This window comes from Anaerostipes faecalis (assembly GCF_018982945.1).
In the GTDB taxonomy this organism is placed as follows: domain Bacteria; phylum Bacillota; class Clostridia; order Lachnospirales; family Lachnospiraceae; genus Anaerostipes; species Anaerostipes faecalis.
Genome location: NZ_JABRXE010000003.1, coordinates 82,624 through 107,349, shown reverse-complemented (window position 1 = coordinate 107,349; position 24,726 = coordinate 82,624). Strand labels below are relative to the sequence as shown.

The following is a 24,726-nucleotide window of genomic DNA, read 5'->3' as shown; positions in this document are numbered from 1 at the left end:
TCATGAAAACTAGAATTCTGAAAGAATTGAAAGCGACCGGAGAATATGTCTCCGGTCAGGAGCTTTGTAATAAATTTAATGTTTCCAGGACTGCAGTGTGGAAGCATATCAAAGCCTTAAGAGAAGAAGGATATGAGATCGAGTCAGTGACCAATAAAGGATATCGTCTTGTAAGCAGTCCGGATCTTCTTTCATCAGAAGCAATTTCCAGCTGCCTTAATACAAAATGGCTTGGGAAACAGCTAAAGTGTTTTGATGCTCTGGATTCTACCAATCTTGAAATCCGTCGCCTGGCAGAGGCAGGAGCACCCCATGGAACAGTAGCTATTTGTGAAGAACAGACTATGGGAAGAGGCAGAAGAGGTAGAAGCTGGCTTGGAGAAGCAGGCTGTGGTATATGGATGAGTTTTCTGCTTCGTCCAGATATTGCAGTTGAGAACAGTTCCATGCTCACGCTGCTTGCAGCACTTTCTGTGGAAAGGGCTATTTATGAAATCACCGGGATTGAAAGCAGTATAAAATGGCCCAATGATATTATCATAAATAGAAAAAAGGTTTGTGGAATTCTTACTGAAATGAGTATGCAGATGGATGAGGTAAATTACATTGTTGTAGGACTGGGAATTAATGTAAATATGAAAGGATTCCCAGAAGATTTAAAGGATAAGGCAACATCTCTGCAGATTGAATATGGAGAAAAAATTCAAAGAGCTCCATTGGCAGCAAAAGTACTGAAATGTTTTGAAGAATATTATGAAGAATTCATAAAAACAGAAGATTTATCAAAATTTACAGAGGAATATAATAAACTTCTGATTCACATGAATCAGAAAGTGAAAGTTGTTCGAGGAGCAAAAGAAGAGATCTTTCTTTCCAAGGGAATAAACAGTCAGGGAGAATTAATCGTAGAAGATGCTTTTGGAAGAGAACAAACTGTATTATCCGGAGAAGTTTCTGTCCGGGGAATACTGGGATATGTTTAATAAAAGCATCCATCGGAGGGCAGATTATGTATCAGGATAAAGTAACACTCTGTGGTTCCAACGGATATCAGAAAAAATATTATCTTAATGAGGATTTTCAGGGATTGCCGGAACAGGTAAAAAATGAACTGAAGATCGCATGCGTCCTTTACACCGAAGAAGTAGGTGGGATTTTAACACTGGAATTTGATGAGGATGGCACATTATCTTTTGTAACACGTGCAGAAGATAATGATTTTTTTTATGATGAAATTGGAAGTGCATTGAAAATGAAAGAAATGCAGCAGGAAAAAAGAGATTTATGGGAATCTCTTGAAATGTATTACAAGGTATTCTTTTTAGGGGAAGAGGTATAAGGTATGTTATTGGCATTAGATGTAGGAAATACAAATATAACAATAGGAGTTTTTCAGAGAAAAGAAATTATCGAATCATTTCGTATTACAACAAAAATTCCAAGGACTTCTGATGAATTTGGAATGATTATTTCTGATCTGCTCAGTGCAAAGGGTCTGGACAAGGATCAGGTTAAGGCAATCGTAATCTGCTCAGTTGTACCAAATATCATGCATTCTCTGGTTAATGGACTGGTGAAATATTTTAATATCAAACCAATTATTGTAGGGCCGGGAGTGAAGACAGGCATCAATCTTGGAAGAATGAATCCGAGAGAAGTAGGAGCAGATAAGATCGTAAATCTTGTGGCAGGGTATCAGCTGTACGGCGGTCCTTCACTTGTCATCGACTATGGAACGGCAACTACATATGATGTGGTAACAGAAGATGGAACATTTCTGGCAGGAGTTATCGTACCTGGAATCCGTACGGCAGCCAATGCACTGGTACAGGGGGCGGCAAGACTTCCTGAAATTGAAATTGTAACACCGGAAACAATTCTGGCAACTAATACTGTCAGCAGCATGCAGGCCGGATTGTTTTACAGTGTCATAGGGGAAGCAAAACACATTATCCATCAGATGAAAGAACAGACTGGATTTAAAGATATGAAAGTTATAGCTACAGGTGGACTTGGAAAAATGGTCGCAAAAACAGTAGATGAGATTGATTACTATGATAAAGATTTGACACTGAAGGGATTACAGATAATCTATGAAAAACAGTAAATTAGAACCATTGGTTATTGGAAATGTTGTAGTTGAACATCCTTTTGCTCTTGCACCTATGGCAGGGGTGACGGATCTTCCATACAGGATTTTGTGCAAAGAACAGGGAGCTGGTCTTATGTGCACGGAAATGGTCAGTGCTAAGGGATTGTATTATGGCAACCGAAAATCAGCGCCTTTAATGGAAACATGTCCCCAGGAACAGCCGGCAGCCATTCAGATTTTTGGCTCTGATCCGGAAATCATGGGGCAGATGGCACAAAAGGTAAATGATGGAAGATATCAGATCATTGATATTAATATGGGTTGCCCGGTTCCTAAAATTGTTAATAACGGAGATGGATCAGCTTTGATGAAAAATCCTAAGCTGGCAGGACAGGTAATTAAGGCGGTAGCAGATGCCGTTGATATTCCTGTTACTGTAAAAATCCGCAAAGGTTTTGATGATGAACATGTAAATGCAGTTGAAATGGCACAAATAGCAGAGGAAAATGGGGCGGCTGCCATAGCGGTCCATGGAAGAACAAGAGAACAGTATTATTCCGGGAAAGCAGACTGGGATATTATCCGTCAGGTAAAAGAAGCAGTAAATATTCCTGTCATTGGAAATGGAGATATTACCTGTCCGGAAGATGCAGTGAGAATGAAGGAAGAGACCAACTGTGATGGATTTATGATTGGACGAAGAGCCAAAGGAAATCCTTGGATTTTCCATGAGATGCTTCATTATTTTGAAACAGGGGAAAAGCTTCCAAGACCTGAGCTCAAAGAAGTGGTAGAGATGATGCTTCGTCATGGCAGGATGATGATTGAATTTAAAGGTGAGTATATTGGAATCAGGGAGATGCGTAAGCATGTATCCTGGTATACTTTTGGGTTTCCGGGAGCAGCGAAATTAAGAGACAGAGTAAACCACACCAAAACATATGAAGAACTGGAGCAGTTACTTAACCAGTATTTAGCTGAAGCAGAATCCTGTTCATAAGGAATGGGAAGAAAAGGAATTGATTTCTTTAAATAATTAAGATATAATAAATCAGTTAACAATAAGAACGAAAGGAAGAGTGTCATGGCAGAGGCAAAGAAGAATATTTTAACACCAGCCGGTTTGAAGGCATTAGAAGATGAATTACAGGAATTAAAAGTCGTTAAACGTAAAGAAGTTGCCCAGAAGATCAAAGAAGCAAGAGAGCAGGGTGACTTATCAGAAAACGCAGAATATGATGCAGCAAAAGACGAACAGCGTGATATTGAAGCACGTATCGAAGAAATAGAAAAGATTCTGAAAAATGCAGAAGTAATTGATGAAAAATTCAAAAAAGGTGTTATCAGCCTTGGATGTGAAGTTGTTCTGGAAGATATTACATTAGGAAAAGAAGTAACATATCACATTGTAGGTTCTACAGAAGCAGATATCCTGAAGAATAAGATTTCCAACGAAGCACCGATCGGAAGAGCTTTATTAGGAGCTAAGATTGGAGATGTAGTTCAGGTTGAAGGAATTAATCAGGTGAACGAATTCAGAGTCATCGACGTACAGAGAAAGTAAGAGGAAATAGGAAAAGTGGCAGAACAGAAGAAAGATACAAACGAATTGATCAAAGTAAGAAGACAGAAACTTGCTGACCTGCAGGAAGCAGGAAAAAATCCTTTTGAGATTATGAAATATGATGTGACACATCATTCCATGGAAATCAAAGATAATTTCGAGAAACTGGAAGGACAGGAAGTAGCCGTTGCCGGACGTCTGATGTTCAAACGTGTCATGGGAAAAGCCTCTTTCTGTAATATTCAGGATCTTCAGGGCCGTATTCAGGCATATGTGGCAAGAGATGAAATCGGAGTAGAAGAATACAAAGATTTCAAGAAAATGGATATCGGTGATATTATTGGAATTAAAGGAAAAGTCTTTGCTACAAAGACAGGAGAAAAATCTATTCATGCAGAAGAAGTAATTTTACTTTCCAAGAGCTTACGTCCTCTTCCGGAAAAATTCCATGGCCTGACAGATACAGATACCAGATACCGTCAGAGATATGTTGACCTGATCATGAACGAAGAATCCAGAGATACATTCATCAAGCGTTCAAAGATTATCAGCAAGATTCGTTCTTTCCTGGACGGACAGGGATTCATGGAAGTGGAAACCCCAATGCTGGTAGCCAATGCCGGAGGTGCAGCAGCCAGACCTTTTGAAACTCATTATAATGCACTGAGCGAAGATGTAAAACTTCGTATTTCACTGGAACTTTACTTAAAGAGACTGATTGTTGGCGGACTGGAAAAAGTATATGAAATCGGACGTGTATTCCGTAATGAAGGTGTAGATACAAGACATAATCCGGAATTTACACTGATGGAATTATACCAGGCATATACAGATTATCATGGTATGATGGATCTGACAGAGAATCTTTACCGTTTCCTTGCACAGGAAGTAACAGGAAGCACAACTATCACATACAATGGTATTGAAATGGATCTTGGAAAACCTTTCGAAAGAATTACCATGGTAGATGCTGTAAAGAAATATGCAGGTGTTGACTGGAACGAAGTTACAACGGTGGAAGAAGCAAGAAAATTAGCAGACGAACATCATGTAGAGTATGAAGAACGTCACAAGAAAGGTGATATCCTGAATCTGTTCTTTGAAGAATTTGTAGAAGATAAGCTGATTCAGCCAACTTTCGTAATGGATCATCCAATCGAAATTTCACCATTAACAAAGAAAAAACCAGAAAATCCGGAATATGTAGAACGTTTTGAGTTCTTTATGAACGGATGGGAAATGGCAAATGCTTACTCTGAGTTAAATGATCCAATCGATCAGAGAGAACGTTTCAAAGCTCAGGAAGAACTTCTTGCTCAGGGAGATGAAGAGGCAAATACAACAGACGAAGATTTCCTGAATGCACTGGAAATCGGTATGCCACCAACAGGTGGAATCGGATTCGGAATTGACCGAATGGTAATGCTGCTGACAGACTCATCAGCGATCAGAGATGTATTACTGTTCCCGACGATGAAGAGTTTGGATAAATAAAAATTTAAGACATCATTGCTTATAGTGATATAGGCAGTGGTGTCTTTTTACGTGCTGGGATAGATAAGGTGGTATTTGTATCGGAAGGCTAATCCTTTGTTTGGTGTACAATACTCTTTCTATCTATGGTATACTAAATATAGTCTATATAATTTTGTTATGCTTGGAGGAAGAGTGTTATGCCAAGAGGAACCAACCAGAGAGTTTATAGTACCAGATAACATAAACTTCTTTATCAACTTTGACACTCAGGAACGCCCATATAAAGGGGATATCTTAAAGAAAAACGGAGGGATATTATGAAAAAGAAAAGTATTTTATTTGTCTTGTTTGTAATGTTCTGGCTTGGTGTTCTCAGGGTATCAGTTGCAGCATCAGTACCTGCAACAGTGCCTACAGATGTAGATTCTCCTTCGTCTGGATGCACTTTCCTGGGAATTGAAGGGAAATATGAAGTCATATGATTAGCAATAGGCAGAAAGGAATCTAGCATGGAAATAAAAAGTTTATTGATAAAGGATACCACAAAAGAAGAACGCATTCACATTGTGCAGGAAGGGCTTAACCAGTGCGGTGGTGCCTGTGATTTTTGCAATGGATGCGACAATCTAGGTGGTGGTTCTGTTGACACATTTTATGAACCATATATTAATGGAGAGAAGGAACTGCGGCAACTAAATGAGGAATATAGAAGTAAATCCGGCATGGTAAAGTAGGTGATACAATGAGAACACCTAAGATAGCAACTTCTACGGAAGATGAACGAAGAAAATATATAAAAGACACTTTCAGGTGCATAGCGGATTGTGATATGTGTGGTTTATGTATCGTGTTTAAAGGAAAAGATCCGGAACTGGCATATGCAGATTATATCTGTGGGAAGCGAGAGTTTATGGAAGTGTCTGAAGACTACAAATGAAAATGTATGTCTTGCTATATACGATAAGTATGATGGATTTGGTAATCTGAAAAGTATTCAGGTGATGGGGCAATTCATCGGGCAGCAGGACCGGAGCTTTTAGCAGAGTGCAGGACTCTTCATGGATGCGAGACTGGAGAGGCAAAGATTACAAAAGCTTATAATCTGCCATGTGATTATGTGATACATACTGTTGGACCGATATGGAATGGAGGCAGGAGTAGGGAAGAAGAGCTTCTTGCAAGCTGCTATTTTAATTCTATGAAGCTGGCAGTGGAAAATGGAATAAGAACCATTGCATTTCCGTCTATATCTACAGGTGTGTATAGTTTTCCTGTAGAATTGGCTGCAAAGATAGCAGTTCATACAGTTAATGGATTCTTACAGGATAATCCTGATAGCTTTGACTTGGTGGAATGGGTATTGTTTGATTCTCATACAGAGTCGGTCTATGAAGCTGAGGTCGACAAGATATATGAGTAATAGAAGCGAAATGGTTGGCATATCTGTTGAGAATATGTTTTTTGCCGATATAATATATGGTTAGAAGTAAAGAAGTGGATGGTGAAGAAAAGCTGAATCTTGTCATGTTAGATGATGCAATTCCAGCGGGTGCAAAATTGCATTAAGATTATAAATAGTACACATGTATAGGTGGATAACTATGTGTAATTTTATATTGCTTGTTGAAAGAGTTTATAGTACCAGGTACTATAAACTTCGAAGAGAAGTAAGTGATGATATAATCATGTTGCTGGACAGAGGAAAAGGAGTCCGCAATTTAGTTTTTAAGAAAGCAAATTTATTATTATGGATTTACCAAGTGAATGAAGGAGGCTTATATCATGGATAGAGTAGTAAAGTTCTTAAAAGAAGCAGAGACATATTATTTAGCAACAGTGGAAGGTGATCAGCCAAGGGTAAGACCTTTTGGAACAGCGCATATTTTTGAAGGAAAACTGTATATTCAGACCGGAAAGGTGAAGGATGTTTCAAAGCAGATTCACGCAAACCCAAAGGTCGAAATCTGTGCATTTAAGAATGGAGAGTGGCTCCGTGTAGCAGGAGAGCTTGTAGAAGATGATAGAAGAGAAGCAAGACAGTCTATGCTTGATGCTTATCCATCTTTACAGAATATGTACTCTGCAGATGATGGAAACACAGAGGTGTTCTATTTTAAGAATGCAACAGCTACATTCTCATCATTTACACATGAACTGGAAGTAGTGAAGTTCTAAGGACGGCATAAAATGGCGAAAAGTAAGAAGACAAAAATACATAAAAAGATTAATGGTCAGCTTTTACAGATGAACAAGAAGTTTAGTAATCTCAAGATGAAACAGAAGGATAAGATTACAGGCTGGGTGTATGAGGAATACAAAAAGTATGTAACAGAACATGATAAAGCACCTGATTTACTGGCAGATGAACAGATTGTTGAAGCTGTACTTGATAAGATAAATGAGGCACAAATCTGGATACCAGATGGAGAGATATACGATTATTATCGAAGAAAGAAACCACAACTTCAAAAGAGGCTGGATAATGAAAAGGTGATTAAGTTTAAATCCTATGTCAGCTTTTATAAGAGTATTGTTGATCAGGACAGGGTATCCGTTGTTATATGCAATCTTAAGCATGAGATTATTTACATGAATCCGGCAGCTGTTATCAGCTATGCGAAGCGAGGTGGCGATAAACTTATTGGAAGAAGCCTGTTGGATTGCCATAATCCGGAATCAAGAGATAAAATACAGCAGGTAGTGGACTGGTTTGCAGCAGATGAAAGCCATAATATCGTTTATACTTTTCACAATGAGAAACAGAATAAAGATGTTTATATGGTGGCACTCAGAGATGAGGGTAAGCTGATAGGATATTATGAGAAGCATGAATATCGAAATTCAGAAACCATGAAACCATACGATTTGTGGTGATGATATGACTAAGGATGAATGGTACAGGCAGTTATTTGAGCGACTGGATAATACAAAGTTCCGAAGCAGTTTTCATTTGAAGCAGAAAGATATTGACTACATAAATGAAAAAGGACTGGATACAATTAGACAACATGCAAAGGATTTTATTGCAAAGAGAGAAGCTCCGGCATACATTGCAAATGATGGCAAGCAGACACTTATGCGTGGTCATCCAGTATTTATTGCTCAGCACGCAACAGCAACATGCTGCAGGGAGTGCATCCGAAAGTGGCATAAAATGCAACCAGGCAAGGAACTAAGTCAGGTGCAGCAGGATTATCTTGTAGATGTAATTATGACATGGATTCAAAAAGAAATGGAGAGGCAGGAACAAAAATCATGAGTTTGTAAAATGTATTGATCATTGTTGATAACATTGAAGAATCAATTGATTTTTATGAAGAACTGTTTGGACTGCATGTGATTACAAGGCTGGAAGGTAATGTAATAATGTCTGAGGGGCTTGTATTGCAGGATTATGGTGTCGCTACGATGGCTCTGGGTAAAGGAGCATATGCTATACACCAATCCGGTAAGTGATACACGAATGAGAATATTGACCAGATGCTTATGGAGCGTCATCTTAATAAGAAGGCAAGACGTAGCTCTCATAAGAATCATATGAAGGAACCGAGAAAGCGTACAGAAGAAGATGATGTATGCTTTGCACAGTCCTTTGAAAAACTTATACTGATGGCAAAGTTAAAAGAAGGTGCTCATAGTGGGACTATTTAAGAAAAAGACAGTTACAAAGACATATGATAAAGAAAATAAGAAACCAGTAATCAAAGCGAGCATATGTAATGGCGAGCAGGTAGCTGGTTTTAAGGACATTCATACAGGTAAGATAGAAGAGGTTATGCTGATTAAAAACCAGGCAGACCTTGATGCATTCAAGAAAATGTATGAAATAGATGGTGAGATAGAAAAGGAATATTAAATAATGTATTTGATTAAGACGATAAAAGGTGACATAACAAAAGTAACAGATGTGCAGGCAATCGTGAATGCAGCAAACAACTCCCTTCTTGGCGGAGGCGGTGTAGATGGTGCGATTCACAGAGCAGCAGAACCGGAACTTCTTGCTAACTGCTATTTTAATTCTATGAAACTGGCAATGGATAATGTAATCAGGTCTATTGCATTTCCTTCTATATCAACGGGCGTATATAGTTTTCCAGAAGCATCACTGCTGTTACCATTGTGTAATGAACTGTTTACTCCAACATTTGTGCAATATACTATGGGAATGCATATTGTGAGTACAAGATATTTAAAATGTCCTCACTGTAAGACAAGAACCTGGTGCAAGAAGGTCATGACCAAAGAGTGATAATCAAATCATATAGATAGAGTATGGCAACAGCAAGTTGCTTTTCAGAACATGAATTTGTCTATATGATATGGTTATGGAGGTGACGACTATGGAAACAAAAAATATTATTTTAAAACTTCGTACTGAAAGAGGAATGTCACAAGACGAGTTGGCAGATAAAATCATGGTTACAAGGCAGGCAGTATCACGTTGGGAAAATGGAGATACAGTTCCAAATACTGATACACTTAAGCTCTTATCTAAAGAATTTGATGTCTCAATCAATACGCTTTTGGGAGAACCCAGAAAGCTGATTTGCCAGTGCTGCGGAATGCCAATTGATGATGATTCCATATTGGGACGTGATAAAGATGGCACATTAAATGAGGAGTATTGTAAATGGTGCTATGCAGATGGAACATACACATATAATGATATGGATGAATTGATTGATGTGTGTGTAAAGAATATGGTAAATGAAAACTTTACCGAAGAACAGGCACGCTCTTATTTGAAAGAAATGCTTCCAAAGTTAGATTACTGGAAAAGGTATGATGAACTTAGTGACAATGGGCAGTTTGAAGAGTTTAAAAAGCAATTGATAGAAGAAATAAATGATCTGCATATAGATGGACTCCCAAGGGTAGACAAACTCAATGCGCTTGTGGGGAAATATGTGAATCTGGAATATACACTGCCAAATGGACAAAAAGTGAAATTCCTTGATGATCAAAAAACTTATCTTGGAAACCAATTGGAATCAGAATTGGGAGAAAACCGGTGTTTTGGAATTCTGGCAAATATGGATTTTATCATGGTATGTACCTATGAGAAAGATGGGGAAAATCCAGAGCTGTTGATTTATAAAAAAAGATAATATAAGCAAAAAAAGTCTTGATAAATAAACGACCGTTTACTATTATTAAAATGTAAACGGTCGTTTATTTTTAAACTTGGAGGTTATAAGCGTGGGTAATAGAAAAGAAGAGATATTGATTGTGGCACTGCATCTGTTCGCCAGAGATGGTTACGAGGCTGTTTCCGTTAGCCAGATAGCAGGAGAACTTGATATGACAAAAGGGGCATTGTACCGTCATTACAAAAGCAAAAGAGATATTTTTGACTGTATTGTGCAGCGTATGGAGCAGCAGGATGGCGAACAGGCAGCAGAATATGATATGCCGGAAGAGAATAAAGAGAAAATGCCTGAAAAGTATGAGACAGTATCACTGGATGGTTTTGTGGAATACAGCAAGTCTATGTTTGAATACTGGACAGAGGATGATTTTGCATCATCGTTTCGGAAAATGCTGACAATAGAGCAGTTTCGCAGTGAAGAGATGCAGAATTTATATCAGCAATATCTGGTATCTGGACCGGCAGAATACGTGAAGGATCTGTTCAAAAATATGGAAATAAAAAATCCAGAAGAGAATGCAGTTAAATTTTATGCAAATATGTTTTTCTATTATAGCATGTATGATGGAGCAGCAGATAAGGCGAAAGCAAAAAGTCAGTTTGAACATATGTTGGATAAAATTGTAGAAGAAATGAAACAGTAATTGTATTTTGGGTAAAGGAATGTGAAATGGGATTAGAACAATGGGGAGCAAGTGAGCAATATTATAAAATTGCTTCAGTGCATCCGGAATATGAACTTGGAAGAGTGATATCACAGGAAAAGGATTTATTTCGTGTGGTCATGGATAAGGAAGAGTGCCTGGCAAGAGTTTCGGGAAAATTCAGATATAATGTTTCTGCAATTTCAGAATTTCCATCTGTAGGAGATTTTGTTCTTGTAGAATATTCTTTTAAAGGTGATGTGGCGGTTATTCACAAAGTGTTGCCGAGAAAAAGCGTTTTTATTCGGAAAGCTGCTGGGAAAAATTGTATGGAGCAGGTAGTAGCTGCTAATATAGATACCGTATTTTTGTGCATGGCATTAAACAGAGACTTTAATATAAGAAGATTAGAGCGTTATCTGTCCATAGCATGGGACAGTGGAGCTGTTCCGGTCATGGTTCTGACAAAAGTAGATTTGTGTGATGATTTACAGGAAAAGATATTTGAGATTGAAAAAGTAGCGGTTGGTGTTCATGTGGTGGAAACTTCTGGATTAACAAGAGATGGTTTACACCAAATAAAGCCATATCTGCAGGAAACAAAAACAGTTGCGTTCATTGGTTCTTCGGGTGTAGGAAAATCAACATTAATCAATAGATTGCTGGGTGAAGAATGTTTGAAAACCAATACACTTAGAAAGGATGACAAAGGAAGGCACACAACTACGCATAGAGAATTGTTCTTGATTCCAGATAAGGGAATGGTTATTGATACACCGGGGATGCGAGAACTTGGAATGTGGAATGCAGGAGAAGGAATCGAACATACTTTTTCTGATATTGAGAAATTGGCAGAAAAATGTCGTTTCCATAATTGCACACATACATCTGAACCAGGATGTGCAGTACGAGCTGCAATGGAAGATGGGATAATTGATGAGGAACGTCTGAAATCCTATAAAAAGTTAAAGGCAGAGAATTCATATATGGAAGATGCTGGAAACTATATGCTTGCTAAGAAAAAGAAGTTTAAAGAAATTGCAAAGTATAACAAAAACAATTTAAAGAAGTAATATAAGAGCCAGACGCTTAAGACGCAGAGAAGAAACAAAATGTTTTTGCCTACGTCTTTTTGTCTCTGTTGCTAGATTGGAGGTTGGAAGATAAGGTTATGAATAAGTATTTGGATTATTGGGGACTGATTTTTGTTATTGTAATTCTGGTTCCCAATATTGTGTTTGCAATGACATGTAAAGATGGATTTGAAAATCGTTATCATAGCAAAGTGGTTGAGATTCTTGAGCAGATTGGTAGATTTGGATGTTTTTTTAATATGTTTCTTACAATTCCTTTTATGTGTAAAGGGTATTGGTTTAAACATGGAGAAACGATTTATCTGATTTTAGGAGTGCTACTTGTAGCACTATATTGTCTTGGCTGGATAATATTTTGGAAAGAGGATTCTATACGAAAGTCTTTATATTTATCAATTGTACCCTCTCTGCTATTTATCGGAAGTGGTATTATAAGCGGAAACATTTTATTATTGATATTTGCAGCTATATTTGCACCGTGTCATATTCTAATTAGTTATATGAATGCATTTTTAAAATAAAGTGGAATTAAATATTGACAAGTTACCTATCGGTTACTATAATAATGGTAACCAATAGGTAACTGATTGAGGCGTGGAGGATTAGAAGATGAAGTGTTCAAAATGTGGTAAAGAAATGAGAAAAGGATATTTATTCAGCAGTAAGGATGGAGCCTTTAGCTTCGCAAATGAAGTACCGGGAGTTTTTGAAAATGCAAAAAAAGCAGAGGGTTTTGTAGAGATAACAAAACTGAAACCAAGTCACAGGACAAGAGTGGAAGCAAACTGCTGTGAAGAATGCAGAATGATAGTGATTAATTACTAATAGTAACAGACGCCAGACGCAAAGACGCAGTGCAAAAATGTTTTCTTGCCTGCGTCTTTTGGGATTATACAGGAAAGTGAGGAATGACAGATAGTGAGTAATATTGTTGTTTTAGCAGGGAGCATGCGAAAAGGAGGCAACACAGATCAGCTTGTACAGGCATTTGCAGATGGAGCAGGGAAAAATAACACTGTTGAAATAATTTCAGTAGCAGATTATAAAGTGAATCCCTGTATAGGATGTAACACGTGTTTTGACAGAGAAGGGAATGAGTGCTTTCAAAAAGATGATATGACGAAAGTATATGAAAAACTGAAAGTGGCAGATGTGCTTGTTATAGCTTCTCCTGTATATTTTTATGGTGTGAGTGCACAGTTAAAAGCACTTATTGACAGACTACATACACCTATGCGTAATGAGTTTAAGCTTAAAAAGCTTGCACTGATATTAGTTGGTGCAGCAACATTACCGGAGTTGTTTGATGCAATTAAAGTGCAGTATCGGCTTGTATTAAATTATTTCAAGCTTGAAGATGCAGGAGCAGTGCTTGTAAGAGGTGCAAAAGATAAGGGCGATGTGAAAAATACAGATGGCTTGGAAAAAGCATATCAATTAGGAACTACTATTTTATGATGAAAGATTTATGGAGGAATAGCTTATGGAGGACCATTATAAGATTATAGATGAAAAGACATGGGAAAGAGCCATGCATTGTATGGTTTTTAGAAACAGTATAGAACCACAATTACAGACCGATTTTGATTGAGGGGATACTTGAGTCATCTTATCCATCATCTACGACGCTGCTTGTACTAAGTGTCATGCGACATTGATATTCCAGGTAAATCGCAGAAGTACAAATCCGGTTTTAAGAGAAATAGTATGTGTGCTGACAGTTATATTTTCAGCATTTATGGTAATTGGAAGGCTGGTTGCTGGAGCCATTGATTTACTTTATTTTCTGTTGATTGTTTTGCTCCTGTATACCAAAATCAATAGAACATTATATTTCATCCGTAAACTTGTTTTCGTATACAGAAACAACGGCGTTCAATTGGATGGGTTATTGGGGATTATTTCTCTTATTAATAGTAATTGGACTAATCGAGATTATAGTTACACAGTTAAAGATTACAAAAGTATGCAAAATGATAATGACATTCTCTATGCTGTTAAGCGTAGCAACGGTACTGTTCTTGGCATTGACAGGTGAGACATATGCAACGGTACTGGCATTTCTGTTCTTTGTGTTAAAAGTAATTTTATACATGAGAGGAAGATAGAGAGGTAAGACTTATATCAGATGAGGGATGACTCCCGCCTCTGTAGGCGGTGAGCAACAATTATGTATCAGTGGCGGGTTTCAATCCCCCATCTGATATACGCTCCGCGAGGATGCGCAGGAATTCGGATTGGAAGTATGTCTGCTATGCAGATCCGAATTCCGCGCCAAGACTCGCGAGCGAGTCTTGAATTATTCAGCGAAGTATACATCAAAATTGTTTGAAAATATATCTGAGAATATATTGATTCAGGATGGTGTTTATGGATGGGTAAGAAATCCAGTATATAGTGCAGCATTTTTTATAAGTATGGGAGCTGTCTGCATGACAAACAGACTTCTTCTTTTGGTTGTTGTAGGTATGATTTGCTGGAGTTATATGTCGCTATTATTGGTAGTCACTGAGGAAAAATGGCTAAGAGAGTTGTATGGAAAGCAATATGAGGCTTATTTCCACAGTGTAAATAGATGTATTCCGTGGTTCAGTAAAAAATAATTTATCTAATTTTTTGCAACTCTCTTGACAAGTTACCATTCGATAACTATAATATTAAGTAACCGAGAGGTAACTGAATAATTATGGGAGGATGCAAATGAATAATAAAGAGAAAAATACAAAAGAAAAAATATTGGAACAAGCCTTAAAACTCTTTTCACAAAGTGGATATATGGGAACATCCATGAATGATATTGCCTCAAAACTTGGAGTGACCAAGGCTGCCTTGTATAAGCATTATAAAAGCAAGCAGGAGATATTAGACAGTATTATTGAAAAAATGAATGAATTAGATATTGAGAGAGTAAAGCAGTATGAAATGCCAGAAGGTGAAATGACAAAAGTAATAGCCGAATATAAAGAAACAGCATTTGATAAGATTAAGGAGTTCACAAAGGTGCAGTTTCTTCATTGGACAGAAGAAGAGTTTTCCTGCTGTTTCCGTAAGATGCTGACATTGGAACAGTATAGAGAGCCACAGATGGCGCAGTTATATCAGAATTACCTTGCGAGTGGACCGTTATCTTATATTGAAGCTTTGTTTTCAGGAATGTTGGAAGATGCAGGGAAAGCCAGACAGGTGGCACTTGACTTTTATGGACCCATTTTTTTACTTTACAGCATATATGATGGAACGAATGACAAGAGCCAGGTGATAAAGCTTCTTGAAGAGCATATGGACCACTTCTCACGGGAAATGCAGATCAACTGAAAGGGTGAGTGATTTGAATGAAATATCAGAGCATCAGGAATGGATTCTTTGTCCGAAATGTGGAAGTAAAACAAGATTAAAATTAAGGAAAGACACAGTGATTACAAATTTCCCTTTGTTTTGTCCAAAATGCAAAGAGGAAAGCCTGATTAGTGCAGAAAAATTTATAGTTAAGGAAAGTACAGTTTACAAGGGACTACACAGGGTAGGTATCTGACGGGAGGGGTGCCGCCAGTCAGATTTTCCATGTGATGTTCAAGCTGTCGCTTGTGGCGGCTATGGTGGTGATCATCAAATCCACCACACGCCGCTTGTCATCAAAAGATACATTCTCCCAGGTATCGAGGTAGCCGGAAATCTGGCTGACCTGTTCCGGGCTGATGGCCTCCACAGTCAACTCCGCTATCCTTGCCAGAAGTTCCTGCTTGCGCCCGTCCAGTTCCGCTATCTTCACATTCACATAGGAGAACAGGACATTGTTTGCCCCCGTCAGACTGTCCACCAGCTTTTCAATCTCGCTGTCTACATGGGCAAGTTCCACTTGCAGGGCGGTGATTTTCGGGTTTGCCTTTGCCGCTTTCTTTTTTCCTGTCAGCGTCTTGTAGCTTGCCAGCTTCTTTACCATCTGCTGATAAACAACCGCTTCCAGTTCCGAAGTGATGATTTTCCCACAGCCAGGACAGCTTTTATTGTCCAGCCGTTTCGTGCAGCGGAGATACTGTTTGCCGGAGGGATTGTAGATACTCATAAGAGCATACCCGCAATTCCCGCACTTGATTTTTCCTGCCAGCCATGTGTGGGTGGCTTTCCGGGCAGACTGGATTTTCATGTTGTTCATCAGCTTCTTGCGGCAGGTCAGCCAGGTGTCGGAGGGGACGATACCCTCATGGGGAGCCAGTACCAGCATTTGGTCTTTTAAGTCGTTTTTCTTGCTGGCCTTTACATCTCGCCCTTGATACAGATAGCAGCCGTTCATGCCCGTAAAATCGGCAACGTCATTGACAATGACTGTACCTTGACTTTTGAAAAATTCGTACACATCAAGGTCTGCCTGCACATAGACAGGATTGCGTAACATCTGCGCCAGCGTGGGGCGTATCAGCTCTTTGCCATGGAACAAAATCCCCTGTTCGGCAAAGTACCGGGTAATGTCCCCGTAGGAAGTTGTGGGCTGGGCGTACATCTCAAACATCAGCCGGATATTGGCCGCTTCCTCCGGGTTTACCACCAGCTTCTTTGTGTTGATACCGTCCATCTTGATAGACTCCGTATGGAAGCCGTAAGGGGCTTTCCCGCCCATCTTAAAGCCCCGCTGACTGCGGGAGTAGTAAGCGTCCGTTACCCGCTTCTGTATCGTTTCCCGTTCAAGCTGGGCGAACACGATACAGATATTCAGCATGGCCCGTCCCATCGGCGTGGAGGTATCAAACTTTTCCGTAGAGGACACAAACTCCACATTGTACTGCTGGAACAGCTCCATCATGTTGGCAAAGTCCAGAATGGAACGGCTGATACGGTCGAGCTTGTAAACCACGACCTTTGCAATCAAGCCCCGCTTGATGTCCCGCACCAGTTCTTGAAACTTCGGACGGTCTGTGTTCTTGCCGCTGTACCCTTTGTCTGTGTATTCCTTGCAGTTACCGCCTTTCAACTCGTATTTGCAAAATTCAATCTGGCTTTCAATGGAAATGCTGTCCTTTTTGTCTACCGATTGTCTTGCATAGATTGCGTCTATCCGATTGTTCATATTGTCGCTCCTTTTCTTAAAAAAGAAACGGAGCTGCTGACAGTTCTATTATACCGCCAGCAGCCCCGCAAATCAATGATGGGTTTGGAAAACCTTATGTCCCGGCTTCCTCACTCTCCCGCTTGTCGGCGTACTTGCGGAACACCTCATAAAGCTGCTGTTCCAGTTCCCGGCGTTTGGCTGCTTCCTGTTCCGGCGTGAACACCGGGGAGAGATTTTCCAGTGTGATTTCCTTTCCCTGAAAAGTCACGATTTCGATTTCCTTTTTGTATCTGATATTACTTATAAGATCACCTTTCCTTTCCATGCTGCCGCTGTTGCCGTTTCAGTTCCGCTAAAATCTCCGGCGGGATACGGTCAACCAGCCGCCGCATATCGTCCAGTTCGCTTTTTAACTTCGCCCGTTCCATCGTGTCATTCATCTTGCCTTTTTCGCTGGCCTTTGCCCTGACTTCCAGCTTTTCATTTTCCGCTAACAAGTCATTGATTGTGACCTTGTATTTTTTCAGTTGCCCGGAGAAGTTCTCCATCTGCGGAAACCACTTTTTCAGCATGGAGAGGGCTTCCTCTTTCTTCTTTCCGGCGTTCAGCGGGGTAATGCCGGAGAGAACCGCTTCAATGGCCCTCGCCTGTTTGGAGAGGTTGACCGCCTGTTTGAACAGCCGGGTGGGGATATGCTTCCGGCCCGTCTTGCTGGCGCTTTCCCCACGCTCCAGGTCGGGGTACTGCTCCACCATACAGGCGTGAAAATCGTCCTGCCACTTCGTCAGATTGGCCCGGTTGCCGATAATTTCTTTGGCGCACAGGCGGTTGTCCTTTGTCAGCGGCACAAAGACCAAGTGCAGATGGGGCGTTTTTTCATCCATGTGTACCATAGCCGAAACGATGTTCTCCCGGCCCACCCGGTCAATGAGGAAGTCCGCCGCCCTCTGGAAGTAGGCCGCTATCTCCTTTGGGGACTTGCCCTTGAAAAACTCCGGGCTGGCGGTAATCAGCGTGTCCACAAACCGAGTGCTGTCCTTGCGGGTGCGGCATCTGGCCTGCTCGATGCGGCTCTGAATGAAATGGTAGTAGCGGCCATCCGGCTTGACGATGTGGAAATTGTACTTGCTCCGGCTGGTGTCAATGTCCGGGTTGCTGGCGTACTGCTCCTTTTTCCGTTCATGGTGGGCTTCCAGCGGCCCCGCCGGGTGGCCCTTGTGCTTCTCAAATCGCAAAATTGCGTGTTGTGCCATTGAACTCCTTTCCCCATTCCATTCCTTTCCGGCGGGTTTTCCCGCCGAAAATATCTCTGATAGGATTGGAATGGAATGAATGTAAATAGATGGTTTTAATCTCTGTATTTCTATATACCGTCAGATTTCCGTACTTCAAGAGGATTGATTTTCGTACTCGCCAAGTACGGTTTTCAGCCCTCCGGCGTACCATAACCGGATTTCTTGAAGTCGGTGTTTGGAACCGCTTCATAGGATTTCGGGTAAATGCGGTTGGGTTTTCCACAGCCCTGTTTCTGGATTTCCACCAGCCCCGCATACTGCAACTCCCGCAGGGTGTTGACCGCTTTCTGCCGCCCGCAGCGGAGCAAAGCGACCACCTCGCAGATGGGGTAGTACAGGTAGACCCGCCCGTACTCGTCCGCCCAGCCGTTCTTCCGGGACAACTCCGCCCGGCGCAGGACAAAGGCATACAGCACCTTCGCTTCGTTGCTCAAGGGCTGGAATGTGGGTGCTTCAAAAAGGAAATTGGGGAGCCGGGTGAAACTGAACGCCTTTTCCGGCTGGTGAATATAAATCGTGTTTGTCATAGCGTGTTTTGTGGACGGTTAGAGGCCCGTTTTCCGGGGCGAATGATAAATGATACCAGCCGCCCCGGTTGAGGGCTTGCGGAGCCTTGCAAATCAAGGCTTTTCCCGCTCTTAACTGTCCACAGCAGACCTCCTTTTCCGTTCACTTTCTGTTTTCTGCCGCCTGTGAACTCTGGCGGCGCAGTCCGGGCAGTATTTGCCCCGGTTGGACTTCGGGACGAACACACCGCCGCACTCCGCACAGCGTTTCAAGTCCCTGTCCCGGTAAATCTCCGCTTCCAGCGTCCTGTCCAGCGGCAAGACCGCCCAGCGGAACCACTTGCAGCAGACGGAGAACGAAATCATCTGCGGACAGGCGCAGGTGTCGCCATCGTCCAGCGCAAGGCAGTTTCCGTCCTCGCAGTTGCAGCACTCCCGGCGTATCAGGCCGCTGGCTCGTCTCTTCTGGGGCGGGGTTATGCGGTAGGGGGAGCCGTCCGGCCTGTGTTCCAGCGGCGGCAGGTGTTGATAGGGTCTTTTGCTCATGCGTCCCTCCGTTTTCTTTGGCGTGTTCTGTTTCCAAGGTGCTTGTCCATCGATGAACTATCCCAAGTCTACACCTTTTTGACCGCCTGTGCCGTATATCCAAGAGGTAGGAAATCAGCCTGAAAAACTCCCTATTTCCACGCTCTCGGATTTGTGATATAATCAAAAAAAGATAAAAGACAAATTCAGGTTTCTGGTCTTCTTGCACAAAATAAAGGAGGAGCTATTATGCAAATTGTTTATATTCCAAGCGAATCAATGTCTGTTCAAGGTAAAAAAGATGAAATCTATAAAAGATATGGGAAAGACTGGAATATTAGAGAACAGGGAGGAGGTAACGGAAATTGGTTGTTGACCAGAAAAAGTGATGTGCTTGTAGATGGAAAAAGTTATCGTACTTTTGTACTTGAACACTACGGTAAATCCAAGCTGACAGCGAAGCTTGTTGATAAATTTCGTGAAGATGTAGCAAATGGTAAAATAAAACTGTAAATGCCTATGCCGTTATGCTATGAGCATAGTACATAGCATAACGGCTTCTCTTTCGTTGAGCTAGCAAGGAGGGTGAATATGTCTTTATCCATACAAGAGCGATTAAAAGACCTACGTGTGGAGCGTGGCTTGACGCTGGGGCAGCTTGCGGAGCAGACCGGGCTTTCCAAGTCTGCGCTGGGCAGTTACGAAACGGAAGACTTCAAGGACATCAGCCACTATGCCCTTATCCGGCTGGCGAAGTTTTACGGTGTGACCGCTGATTATCTGCTGGGGCTGTCTGAAATGAAAAATCACCCAAACGCCGATCTTGCAGACCTGCGTTTGAGTGATGAAATGATTGACCTGCTGAAAAGCGGGAGGATAGACAATACCCTGCTGTGTGAGCTGGCGGCGCACCCGGATTTCCCCCGGCTGATGGCTGACCTTGAAATCTATGTGAACGGAACGGCACTGAAACAGGCGCAGGGTGCAAACGCCATAGTGGACACGATGAGCGCAACTGTTATAAAAAAGCATAATCCTGGCATGAGTGATACGCAGTTAAGACAGCTTATCACCGCCCATATTGATGAGGACGAGTTTTGCCGCTATGTGATACAACGGGACATAAACGGGATTGCCCTTGCTCTGCGGGAAACACACAAGGACGATTTTTTCAGCGTCCCAGAGGATAACCCGCTAAAAGAAATGCTGGAAACTGCTGGTGAAATCGTCAGCCAGGACAGCGACACGGAACAAGCGTACTTGGCGTTTATCTGCAAACGGCTCAAGCTGAATTTTAGGAAGCTGTCAGTAGAAGAACGGAAGTGGCTGAAAAAGATTGCGGAAAAATCCGACTTGCTGAAGAATCCAAAACCGCAGAGAGGACGAAGATAAAAAATGCCTGAACGGCGGTTCTGGTTTTTCAGAACCACCATCCAGGCATTTTGTTTAGTAATAGAAAAAGGTGCAGTTGATTATTGCGTATTGTCAATCTCTCTCAAACCGGGTAGTAAAAATACGGCAAGCGCAACGATGATAATGCCAATTCCGCAAATGACAAACCATTTCTCAACTCCCAGCCGCTCCGCCAGAGGCCCGGAAATGACAAGGCCAAACGGCATGGCGAGGGAAGCGGCGCTTGTCAGTAGAGAAAAAACTCTCCCCAGATATTCTGGTTTGACCGTTTCTTGAAAAATCGCATTTTGCACACCGTAAAATGGAGCGGAAATTCCCATAACAGTACAGCACACAACAAAGACAAGAAATGCGTCTGGCGGCAAAAGCCCGGAGAGCATATTGCTAACGCCCATCAGGAGAACGGAAAGACCGATGGTGTACCGCCGTTTCTTAAAACCGCCCCAAATGCTCAGAATGACTCCGCCAAGCAGCATACCAACCGCAAAAGCAATTTCAGCGGCAGAGGCATGGGCCGGTGTTCCTTTGAAGTATGACATACAGATGAGAGGAAAAAGCGTACTGATTGGCATATAAAAGAACATATAAATTACACCAATCCAGAGCAGAGCAAAGAGGCCCCTGTTTTGCTTTAATACCACATACCCCTCTTTCATATCCTGTAAAAACTGTTGTCTTTTCGTTTCTGGACATAGTTCAGGCGTTGGTATGGACGAAATCGCAACAGTCACACAGGCAAGGATTGCACCCACAATATCTAACAATATAATTGCATTAAGAGGCCAAACAGCATATAAAAACGCTGCGGCAGCTGGACTGATAATCGCACTTACTGCTTGCATGGTCTGCGTGTAACCAGCGCATTTTGTAAGTTCCTCTTTTGGCACAATCATAGGTGTTGCTGCGCTGAATGCTGGAGAATGAAAAGCAGTTCCCGCACTTCGGATTAACAGGACAACCATAATAGACCATACGGGCAATTCCATGTAAAACGCCACCAGCGCCAGAATACCGCCAGCGGCGGCAATTATCAAATCCGCACCAATCATTACGCTTTTACGGCTGTGCCGGTCAACAAAAGCACCTGCAAACGGGCCTAAACAGGCTTGCGGCAAAAATCCAATCAGTGTTGCCGCCGTCAATATGATTGCAGAATTAGTTTTCGCAACCAAATAAAAGATAATGGCCATTTGCAAAATACCGCTGCTAATAAAGGATATTGCTTGTCCGGCAAGAAGTGTAAAATAAGTTTTTCTCCATGAATTGTTGTTTTGGGTCATAATGCGAACCTCCTTTTTTATTGCATTGTTCCTTTGTTTCTGCAATAAAAAGCAGGCGTTGTCCCACAGAGAGGGCAGACGCCTGCATAACAACAAAGCACGAAAAAACACCACGATACAGTTCAAAGACTGCTCGTGTCAAACCTACGTGTTCCTTTGCATACGCACGCAAAAAAAGCCCACCATCATGTGGAAAGGTACTTCTACTTTTTATTGCTTATTAGCGTACACAAATTAACACACGTAAGCCTCCTTCCAATCTCAAACTGTCGCACAGTATAACACACATCCGATAGACTTGTCAACCATTTTTAACCTTGTTTTCCATCTTGTTTTTCCATCTCTTACGGGCAGTAGCAAAGCCAGGCGAGCCAGTCAACGGTCAAGATGAACGGCGCTTTCAGCGCCGCCGTTGACAGTCTCGCCCGTCTTTGCTAATGGGTAATCAAGGCGGGAAAGCCATTTTAGGGCTTTCCCGCCCATTTCAATTTTGGGAGAAGAAAGGCCCCAAAATGAACGAGTGCGGCCAAACACTTTTAGGGATTGGCCACCTTGTCCACCCATCCAGCGGGGCGGCGGGGAACGGTCAAGGCCGGGCGTCAGCCCATTCATTTCAGCCTTGACGGTTTCCTGCCGTCCTGCTACTTTTCCCGGAGTGTGGCCACACATCTGGTCACGGTGTCCAGAGCTTTGGGACTTTTTGTCCCATAGGCCGGGGGCGGAGGACGAGGGACGGGGGCTTTCATAATACGCCCTGTCTGCTGCTGAAATCAGCCCTTTGTTTCCGGCTTACCAGCCCCAAACAAAGCCCTGCTTTCCTGCCGCGTCAAATGCCCTTGCCCTCCCCGGCGGCAACGGTATTTTCAGGGCAACGCCGACAGAGCGTATAACACACTACACTTTGCTCCGCAAAGTCGTGTGCCAAATGGGGCGCTGCCCCCTTTGGAAACCCCCGCAACAAACAGGTGCTATGCACCCAGCCGGGAGCATAGCGCCGTTTGTTGTCAGCAGCCCGTTTCACGGTCTGCGTGTAGTTCCTTGTAAACTGACCTAAGCCAGACGCTAAGACGCAGTGCAGATTGTTATATAACAATTTTGCACTGCGTTGTCTATATTATGGAGGTAAGAGCAGAATGAAAGCAGTTTTATATACATCAAACACTGGGAGTACAGCAGAATATGCAAAAATATTAGGTAAGGAATTGAATCTGCCAGTACTTAGTTTACAGCAGGCAAAAAATAAGGTATCTGCTGGCACCGAAATCATTTATCTTGGATGGATTATGGCAGGCGGAATTAAAGGGTATAAAGAGGCGGCGAAAAAGTATAAAGTGTGTGCAGTCTGTGGTGTTGGCATGGGACAGACCGGTATGCAGTTAAAAGAAGTCAGAGATAAAAATGCAATTCCGCAGAGGATTCCATTATTTACATTACAAGGAAATTTTGATGTGAAGAAACTTCATGGAGTGTATCGTTTTATGATGAATGTTATGGTCAAAACTGCAGGGAAGGGATTAGCAGGAAAAACAGACCGTACTCCGGAAGAGGATGATATGTTAGATATGATGGTAAACGGTGGTAAACGAGTGTCAGGGCAAAATTTGAAGTCAGTTATTGAGTGGTATAAAAGTTTTAATTAGCAGGAGGCAGAAGGATGAAACTTTATTTTGGAAATATGGTAACAACAGTCACTACACTGATGATTTTATCTTTAATAGGATTCATTGGATATTCAATAAGTAACAGAGGCAACATAAATTTCTGGGGTAGACGAAGTCTGTTTGTCCTGGTTTATGGTCTTGTTATATGCTGTTTTGCAGCTGCAAGAGACGGACTGGATAAAACGATTCAGTATACGATAGATGGAAGCTGTAATCCTGGTATATTTTCGCTTGTGAGCGTTCCAAATATTATTGGATGTGTTGGAGCAGCAATCATAATTATTGCAGCAATTGCAACACCAATAGCAAAATCACAGCATATGCGTGAGATATGGTTTTATGTAATATCCAGTGGAGTGATGTTAAAGGTTGCAGTTATGGAGATTGCAAGAATTATACAGTTGATTTAGGAAAGATGGGAGAAGAGGGATCAAGATTTGTATATGGAAGCAGAAAATGAAGGAAAAAATATAAATTGAAATTCAATATGCTTTTATGTTGGTGCATTGGTAAAGCGGCAAGAGAAGTAAAAGAGTTTTATATACTTCCGGTACAAGGAAAATTGTATCAGTATAATAAATTAGCGGTAAATACCATTGTTAGAAACAAAAATGGTGAGGTAAGTTCTTGTGATGTACCATTTAGTAAAAAACTATTAGATTTTAATAGGGATTATATGAGATTAACAAAACAGGTTGCAGACAGTTGTATGAATCATGATTTGCCTGAATACATGGTTATTGGCACATCGGCTATTGTTAATACAGAAATTGATGGTGCTGTAGGTATGAATAGTGGAATCTTTAATAATCCATTTATCATATGGGGAAGATATCGGAGTTATTTTGGACGGACTATGTTAAAAATATCATTTCAGTTTCATCATACGCAGATGGACGGTGCACATGCTGGAAAGTTTTTGGAATTGCTGCAGAAAAATATTGACAATATAGGGAGAAAGCAAAGAAAGGTGGAACAATAAG

General features: G+C 41.4%; 34 protein-coding genes and 3 pseudogenes. 31 read left to right on the top strand and 6 right to left on the bottom strand.

Features of this window, described 5'->3' with window-relative positions; all coding sequences use genetic code 11:
• Nucleotides 1-2 precede the first annotated feature (2 nt).
• From KTB61_RS04740 to KTB61_RS04605, 26 genes and pseudogenes are all read left to right on the top strand, one after another.
• Nucleotides 3-983 carry a biotin--[acetyl-CoA-carboxylase] ligase gene (locus KTB61_RS04740; protein ID WP_075759490.1) on the top strand — a complete coding sequence of 327 codons (981 nt, stop codon included), beginning with the start codon at nt 3-5 and terminating at the stop codon, nt 981-983.
• Nucleotides 984-1,009: 26 nt separating this feature from the next.
• Complete coding sequence (locus tag KTB61_RS04735; protein WP_075759489.1) at nt 1,010-1,339, top strand: DUF6145 family protein; 330 nt, start codon at nt 1,010-1,012, stop codon at nt 1,337-1,339.
• 3 nt (nt 1,340-1,342) lie between these two features.
• Nucleotides 1,343-2,107, top strand: coding sequence for a type III pantothenate kinase (locus KTB61_RS04730; protein WP_075759488.1), 765 nt, complete (start codon nt 1,343-1,345; stop codon nt 2,105-2,107).
• A complete protein-coding gene (gene dusB, locus KTB61_RS04725; protein ID WP_075759487.1) occupies nt 2,094-3,092 on the top strand; it encodes a tRNA dihydrouridine synthase DusB in 999 nt (332 codons plus the stop codon). Before KTB61_RS04730 ends, dusB begins: the two co-directional genes overlap by 14 nt.
• 84 nt (nt 3,093-3,176) lie before the next feature.
• Complete coding sequence (greA, locus tag KTB61_RS04720) at nt 3,177-3,656, top strand: transcription elongation factor GreA (RefSeq protein WP_075759486.1); 480 nt, start codon at nt 3,177-3,179, stop codon at nt 3,654-3,656.
• A 15-nt stretch (nt 3,657-3,671) separates the two neighbouring features.
• Nucleotides 3,672-5,144, top strand: a pseudogene (gene lysS / locus KTB61_RS04715) (lysine--tRNA ligase); the annotation flags it as partial.
• Between the two features lie 305 nt (nt 5,145-5,449).
• The gene (locus KTB61_RS04710; protein ID WP_158024880.1) at nt 5,450-5,614 is read left to right on the top strand and encodes a hypothetical protein; all 165 of its coding nucleotides are present in this window, start codon (nt 5,450-5,452) and stop codon (nt 5,612-5,614) included.
• A gap of 27 nt (nt 5,615-5,641) precedes the next feature.
• On the top strand, nt 5,642-5,866 hold the full coding sequence (locus KTB61_RS04705) for a hypothetical protein (protein ID WP_075759484.1): 225 nt from the start codon (nt 5,642-5,644) through the stop codon (nt 5,864-5,866).
• Nucleotides 5,867-5,874: 8 nt separating this feature from the next.
• Nucleotides 5,875-6,069, top strand: coding sequence for a hypothetical protein (locus KTB61_RS04700; protein WP_075759483.1), 195 nt, complete (start codon nt 5,875-5,877; stop codon nt 6,067-6,069).
• A 63-nt stretch (nt 6,070-6,132) separates the two neighbouring features.
• Nucleotides 6,133-6,552 (top strand): annotated as a pseudogene (locus KTB61_RS04695) (macro domain-containing protein); the annotation flags it as partial.
• A 362-nt stretch (nt 6,553-6,914) separates the two neighbouring features.
• Entirely contained in the window at nt 6,915-7,307 is a 393-nt protein-coding gene (locus tag KTB61_RS04685; RefSeq protein ID WP_216696925.1) for a pyridoxamine 5'-phosphate oxidase family protein, read from the top strand.
• A gap of 12 nt (nt 7,308-7,319) precedes the next feature.
• Nucleotides 7,320-8,006, top strand: a complete 687-nt coding sequence (locus KTB61_RS04680) for a PAS domain-containing protein (RefSeq protein ID WP_216696924.1) — start codon at nt 7,320-7,322, stop codon at nt 8,004-8,006.
• A 4-nt stretch (nt 8,007-8,010) separates the two neighbouring features.
• The gene (locus KTB61_RS04675; RefSeq protein ID WP_216696923.1) at nt 8,011-8,391 is read left to right on the top strand and encodes a DUF4186 domain-containing protein; all 381 of its coding nucleotides are present in this window, start codon (nt 8,011-8,013) and stop codon (nt 8,389-8,391) included.
• Nucleotides 8,392-8,405: 14 nt separating this feature from the next.
• Nucleotides 8,406-8,783: pseudogene (locus tag KTB61_RS13325) on the top strand (DUF188 domain-containing protein).
• On the top strand, nt 8,770-8,988 hold the full coding sequence (locus KTB61_RS04665) for an aspartate dehydrogenase (RefSeq protein WP_075759476.1): 219 nt from the start codon (nt 8,770-8,772) through the stop codon (nt 8,986-8,988). The pseudogene KTB61_RS13325 and the gene KTB61_RS04665 overlap by 14 nt, the downstream one beginning before the upstream one ends.
• A gap of 3 nt (nt 8,989-8,991) precedes the next feature.
• Nucleotides 8,992-9,381 carry a macro domain-containing protein gene (locus KTB61_RS13005; protein WP_075759475.1) on the top strand — a complete coding sequence of 130 codons (390 nt, stop codon included), beginning with the start codon at nt 8,992-8,994 and terminating at the stop codon, nt 9,379-9,381.
• Between the two features lie 91 nt (nt 9,382-9,472).
• Nucleotides 9,473-10,240 (top strand): zinc ribbon domain-containing protein, encoded by a 768-nt coding sequence (locus KTB61_RS04655; protein ID WP_075759474.1) that lies wholly within the window; start codon nt 9,473-9,475, stop codon nt 10,238-10,240.
• A 91-nt stretch (nt 10,241-10,331) separates the two neighbouring features.
• Entirely contained in the window at nt 10,332-10,925 is a 594-nt protein-coding gene (locus tag KTB61_RS04650; protein WP_216696922.1) for a TetR/AcrR family transcriptional regulator, read from the top strand.
• A gap of 26 nt (nt 10,926-10,951) precedes the next feature.
• Complete coding sequence (gene rsgA / locus KTB61_RS04645; protein WP_216696921.1) at nt 10,952-11,998, top strand: ribosome small subunit-dependent GTPase A; 1,047 nt, start codon at nt 10,952-10,954, stop codon at nt 11,996-11,998.
• 98 nt (nt 11,999-12,096) lie between these two features.
• A complete protein-coding gene (locus tag KTB61_RS04640; protein ID WP_075759471.1) occupies nt 12,097-12,540 on the top strand; it encodes a hypothetical protein in 444 nt (147 codons plus the stop codon).
• An 88-nt stretch (nt 12,541-12,628) separates the two neighbouring features.
• The gene (locus KTB61_RS04635; protein WP_075759470.1) at nt 12,629-12,844 is read left to right on the top strand and encodes a PF20097 family protein; all 216 of its coding nucleotides are present in this window, start codon (nt 12,629-12,631) and stop codon (nt 12,842-12,844) included.
• A gap of 93 nt (nt 12,845-12,937) precedes the next feature.
• A complete protein-coding gene (locus KTB61_RS04630; protein WP_216696920.1) occupies nt 12,938-13,477 on the top strand; it encodes a flavodoxin family protein in 540 nt (179 codons plus the stop codon).
• A gap of 425 nt (nt 13,478-13,902) precedes the next feature.
• Nucleotides 13,903-14,127 (top strand): hypothetical protein, encoded by a 225-nt coding sequence (locus KTB61_RS04620; RefSeq protein WP_216696919.1) that lies wholly within the window; start codon nt 13,903-13,905, stop codon nt 14,125-14,127.
• A 186-nt stretch (nt 14,128-14,313) separates the two neighbouring features.
• Nucleotides 14,314-14,622 (top strand): methyltransferase family protein, encoded by a 309-nt coding sequence (locus tag KTB61_RS04615; RefSeq protein WP_216696918.1) that lies wholly within the window; start codon nt 14,314-14,316, stop codon nt 14,620-14,622.
• A 97-nt stretch (nt 14,623-14,719) separates the two neighbouring features.
• Nucleotides 14,720-15,334, top strand: coding sequence for a TetR/AcrR family transcriptional regulator (locus KTB61_RS04610; RefSeq protein ID WP_216696917.1), 615 nt, complete (start codon nt 14,720-14,722; stop codon nt 15,332-15,334).
• A 22-nt stretch (nt 15,335-15,356) separates the two neighbouring features.
• Nucleotides 15,357-15,551, top strand: coding sequence for a cysteine-rich KTR domain-containing protein (locus KTB61_RS04605; RefSeq protein ID WP_330656322.1), 195 nt, complete (start codon nt 15,357-15,359; stop codon nt 15,549-15,551).
• A gap of 18 nt (nt 15,552-15,569) precedes the next feature.
• On the opposite strand, the gene KTB61_RS04600 is transcribed toward KTB61_RS04605, so the two are convergent.
• From KTB61_RS04600 to KTB61_RS04580, 5 genes are all read right to left on the bottom strand, one after another.
• On the bottom strand, nt 15,570-17,081 hold the full coding sequence (locus tag KTB61_RS04600; RefSeq protein WP_216696916.1) for a recombinase family protein: 1,512 nt from the start codon (nt 17,079-17,081) through the stop codon (nt 15,570-15,572).
• A 94-nt stretch (nt 17,082-17,175) separates the two neighbouring features.
• Nucleotides 17,176-17,388, bottom strand: coding sequence for a hypothetical protein (locus KTB61_RS04595; RefSeq protein ID WP_002584948.1), 213 nt, complete (start codon nt 17,386-17,388; stop codon nt 17,176-17,178).
• On the bottom strand, nt 17,372-18,316 hold the full coding sequence (mobV, locus tag KTB61_RS04590) for a MobV family relaxase (RefSeq protein WP_002575862.1): 945 nt from the start codon (nt 18,314-18,316) through the stop codon (nt 17,372-17,374). The genes KTB61_RS04595 and mobV overlap by 17 nt, the downstream gene beginning before the upstream one ends.
• A gap of 173 nt (nt 18,317-18,489) precedes the next feature.
• Nucleotides 18,490-18,885: a replication initiator protein A gene (locus KTB61_RS04585; protein ID WP_002575861.1), complete on the bottom strand. Its 396-nt coding sequence runs from the start codon at nt 18,883-18,885 to the stop codon at nt 18,490-18,492.
• Between the two features lie 111 nt (nt 18,886-18,996).
• Nucleotides 18,997-19,410, bottom strand: coding sequence for a cysteine-rich VLP domain-containing protein (locus KTB61_RS04580; RefSeq protein WP_002575860.1), 414 nt, complete (start codon nt 19,408-19,410; stop codon nt 18,997-18,999).
• A 228-nt stretch (nt 19,411-19,638) separates the two neighbouring features.
• Here KTB61_RS04580 and KTB61_RS04575 point away from each other — a divergent pair, with 228 nt between their 5' ends.
• Together KTB61_RS04575 and KTB61_RS04570 are read left to right on the top strand one after the other, a co-directional pair.
• Entirely contained in the window at nt 19,639-19,902 is a 264-nt protein-coding gene (locus KTB61_RS04575; protein WP_002575859.1) for a hypothetical protein, read from the top strand.
• 78 nt (nt 19,903-19,980) lie between these two features.
• The gene (locus KTB61_RS04570) at nt 19,981-20,781 is read left to right on the top strand and encodes a helix-turn-helix domain-containing protein (RefSeq protein ID WP_002575858.1); all 801 of its coding nucleotides are present in this window, start codon (nt 19,981-19,983) and stop codon (nt 20,779-20,781) included.
• An 80-nt stretch (nt 20,782-20,861) separates the two neighbouring features.
• Here KTB61_RS04570 and KTB61_RS04565 read toward each other — a convergent pair whose 3' ends face one another.
• Nucleotides 20,862-22,082 carry an MFS transporter gene (locus KTB61_RS04565; protein ID WP_002584949.1) on the bottom strand — a complete coding sequence of 407 codons (1,221 nt, stop codon included), beginning with the start codon at nt 22,080-22,082 and terminating at the stop codon, nt 20,862-20,864.
• 1,133 nt (nt 22,083-23,215) lie between these two features.
• Here KTB61_RS04565 and KTB61_RS04560 point away from each other — a divergent pair.
• From KTB61_RS04560 to KTB61_RS04550, 3 genes are all read left to right on the top strand, one after another.
• Nucleotides 23,216-23,722 (top strand): flavodoxin domain-containing protein, encoded by a 507-nt coding sequence (locus KTB61_RS04560; protein ID WP_075759464.1) that lies wholly within the window; start codon nt 23,216-23,218, stop codon nt 23,720-23,722.
• Nucleotides 23,723-23,736: 14 nt separating this feature from the next.
• On the top strand, nt 23,737-24,153 hold the full coding sequence (locus tag KTB61_RS04555; protein WP_075759463.1) for a hypothetical protein: 417 nt from the start codon (nt 23,737-23,739) through the stop codon (nt 24,151-24,153).
• A 65-nt stretch (nt 24,154-24,218) separates the two neighbouring features.
• Nucleotides 24,219-24,725, top strand: coding sequence for a CatA-like O-acetyltransferase, family 2 (locus tag KTB61_RS04550; RefSeq protein WP_242946333.1), 507 nt, complete (start codon nt 24,219-24,221; stop codon nt 24,723-24,725).
• The last annotated feature ends 1 nt before the right edge of the window (nt 24,726 follow it).

What these genes read in the sequence shown, in the direction of transcription:
- KTB61_RS04740 (WP_075759490.1), top strand. Translation starts at nt 3, where the DNA reads ATGAAAACTAGAATTCTGAAAGAATTGAAAGCGACCGGAGAATATGTC.
- KTB61_RS04735 (WP_075759489.1), top strand. Translation starts at nt 1,010, where the DNA reads ATGTATCAGGATAAAGTAACACTCTGTGGTTCCAACGGATATCAGAAA.
- KTB61_RS04730 (WP_075759488.1), top strand. Translation starts at nt 1,343, where the DNA reads ATGTTATTGGCATTAGATGTAGGAAATACAAATATAACAATAGGAGTT.
- dusB (WP_075759487.1), top strand. Translation starts at nt 2,094, where the DNA reads ATGAAAAACAGTAAATTAGAACCATTGGTTATTGGAAATGTTGTAGTT.
- greA (WP_075759486.1), top strand. Translation starts at nt 3,177, where the DNA reads ATGGCAGAGGCAAAGAAGAATATTTTAACACCAGCCGGTTTGAAGGCA.
- KTB61_RS04710 (WP_158024880.1), top strand. Translation starts at nt 5,450, where the DNA reads ATGAAAAAGAAAAGTATTTTATTTGTCTTGTTTGTAATGTTCTGGCTT.
- KTB61_RS04705 (WP_075759484.1), top strand. Translation starts at nt 5,642, where the DNA reads ATGGAAATAAAAAGTTTATTGATAAAGGATACCACAAAAGAAGAACGC.
- KTB61_RS04700 (WP_075759483.1), top strand. Translation starts at nt 5,875, where the DNA reads ATGAGAACACCTAAGATAGCAACTTCTACGGAAGATGAACGAAGAAAA.
- KTB61_RS04685 (WP_216696925.1), top strand. Translation starts at nt 6,915, where the DNA reads ATGGATAGAGTAGTAAAGTTCTTAAAAGAAGCAGAGACATATTATTTA.
- KTB61_RS04680 (WP_216696924.1), top strand. Translation starts at nt 7,320, where the DNA reads ATGGCGAAAAGTAAGAAGACAAAAATACATAAAAAGATTAATGGTCAG.
- KTB61_RS04675 (WP_216696923.1), top strand. Translation starts at nt 8,011, where the DNA reads ATGACTAAGGATGAATGGTACAGGCAGTTATTTGAGCGACTGGATAAT.
- KTB61_RS13005 (WP_075759475.1), top strand. Translation starts at nt 8,992, where the DNA reads ATGTATTTGATTAAGACGATAAAAGGTGACATAACAAAAGTAACAGAT.
- KTB61_RS04655 (WP_075759474.1), top strand. Translation starts at nt 9,473, where the DNA reads ATGGAAACAAAAAATATTATTTTAAAACTTCGTACTGAAAGAGGAATG.
- rsgA (WP_216696921.1), top strand. Translation starts at nt 10,952, where the DNA reads ATGGGATTAGAACAATGGGGAGCAAGTGAGCAATATTATAAAATTGCT.
- KTB61_RS04640 (WP_075759471.1), top strand. Translation starts at nt 12,097, where the DNA reads ATGAATAAGTATTTGGATTATTGGGGACTGATTTTTGTTATTGTAATT.
- KTB61_RS04635 (WP_075759470.1), top strand. Translation starts at nt 12,629, where the DNA reads ATGAAGTGTTCAAAATGTGGTAAAGAAATGAGAAAAGGATATTTATTC.
- KTB61_RS04620 (WP_216696919.1), top strand. Translation starts at nt 13,903, where the DNA reads ATGGGTTATTGGGGATTATTTCTCTTATTAATAGTAATTGGACTAATC.
- KTB61_RS04610 (WP_216696917.1), top strand. Translation starts at nt 14,720, where the DNA reads ATGAATAATAAAGAGAAAAATACAAAAGAAAAAATATTGGAACAAGCC.
- KTB61_RS04600 (WP_216696916.1), bottom strand. Translation starts at nt 17,081, where the DNA reads ATGAACAATCGGATAGACGCAATCTATGCAAGACAATCGGTAGACAAA.
- KTB61_RS04595 (WP_002584948.1), bottom strand. Translation starts at nt 17,388, where the DNA reads ATGGAAAGGAAAGGTGATCTTATAAGTAATATCAGATACAAAAAGGAA.
- mobV (WP_002575862.1), bottom strand. Translation starts at nt 18,316, where the DNA reads ATGGCACAACACGCAATTTTGCGATTTGAGAAGCACAAGGGCCACCCG.
- KTB61_RS04585 (WP_002575861.1), bottom strand. Translation starts at nt 18,885, where the DNA reads ATGACAAACACGATTTATATTCACCAGCCGGAAAAGGCGTTCAGTTTC.
- KTB61_RS04580 (WP_002575860.1), bottom strand. Translation starts at nt 19,410, where the DNA reads ATGAGCAAAAGACCCTATCAACACCTGCCGCCGCTGGAACACAGGCCG.
- KTB61_RS04575 (WP_002575859.1), top strand. Translation starts at nt 19,639, where the DNA reads ATGCAAATTGTTTATATTCCAAGCGAATCAATGTCTGTTCAAGGTAAA.
- KTB61_RS04570 (WP_002575858.1), top strand. Translation starts at nt 19,981, where the DNA reads ATGTCTTTATCCATACAAGAGCGATTAAAAGACCTACGTGTGGAGCGT.
- KTB61_RS04565 (WP_002584949.1), bottom strand. Translation starts at nt 22,082, where the DNA reads ATGACCCAAAACAACAATTCATGGAGAAAAACTTATTTTACACTTCTT.
- KTB61_RS04560 (WP_075759464.1), top strand. Translation starts at nt 23,216, where the DNA reads ATGAAAGCAGTTTTATATACATCAAACACTGGGAGTACAGCAGAATAT.
- KTB61_RS04555 (WP_075759463.1), top strand. Translation starts at nt 23,737, where the DNA reads ATGAAACTTTATTTTGGAAATATGGTAACAACAGTCACTACACTGATG.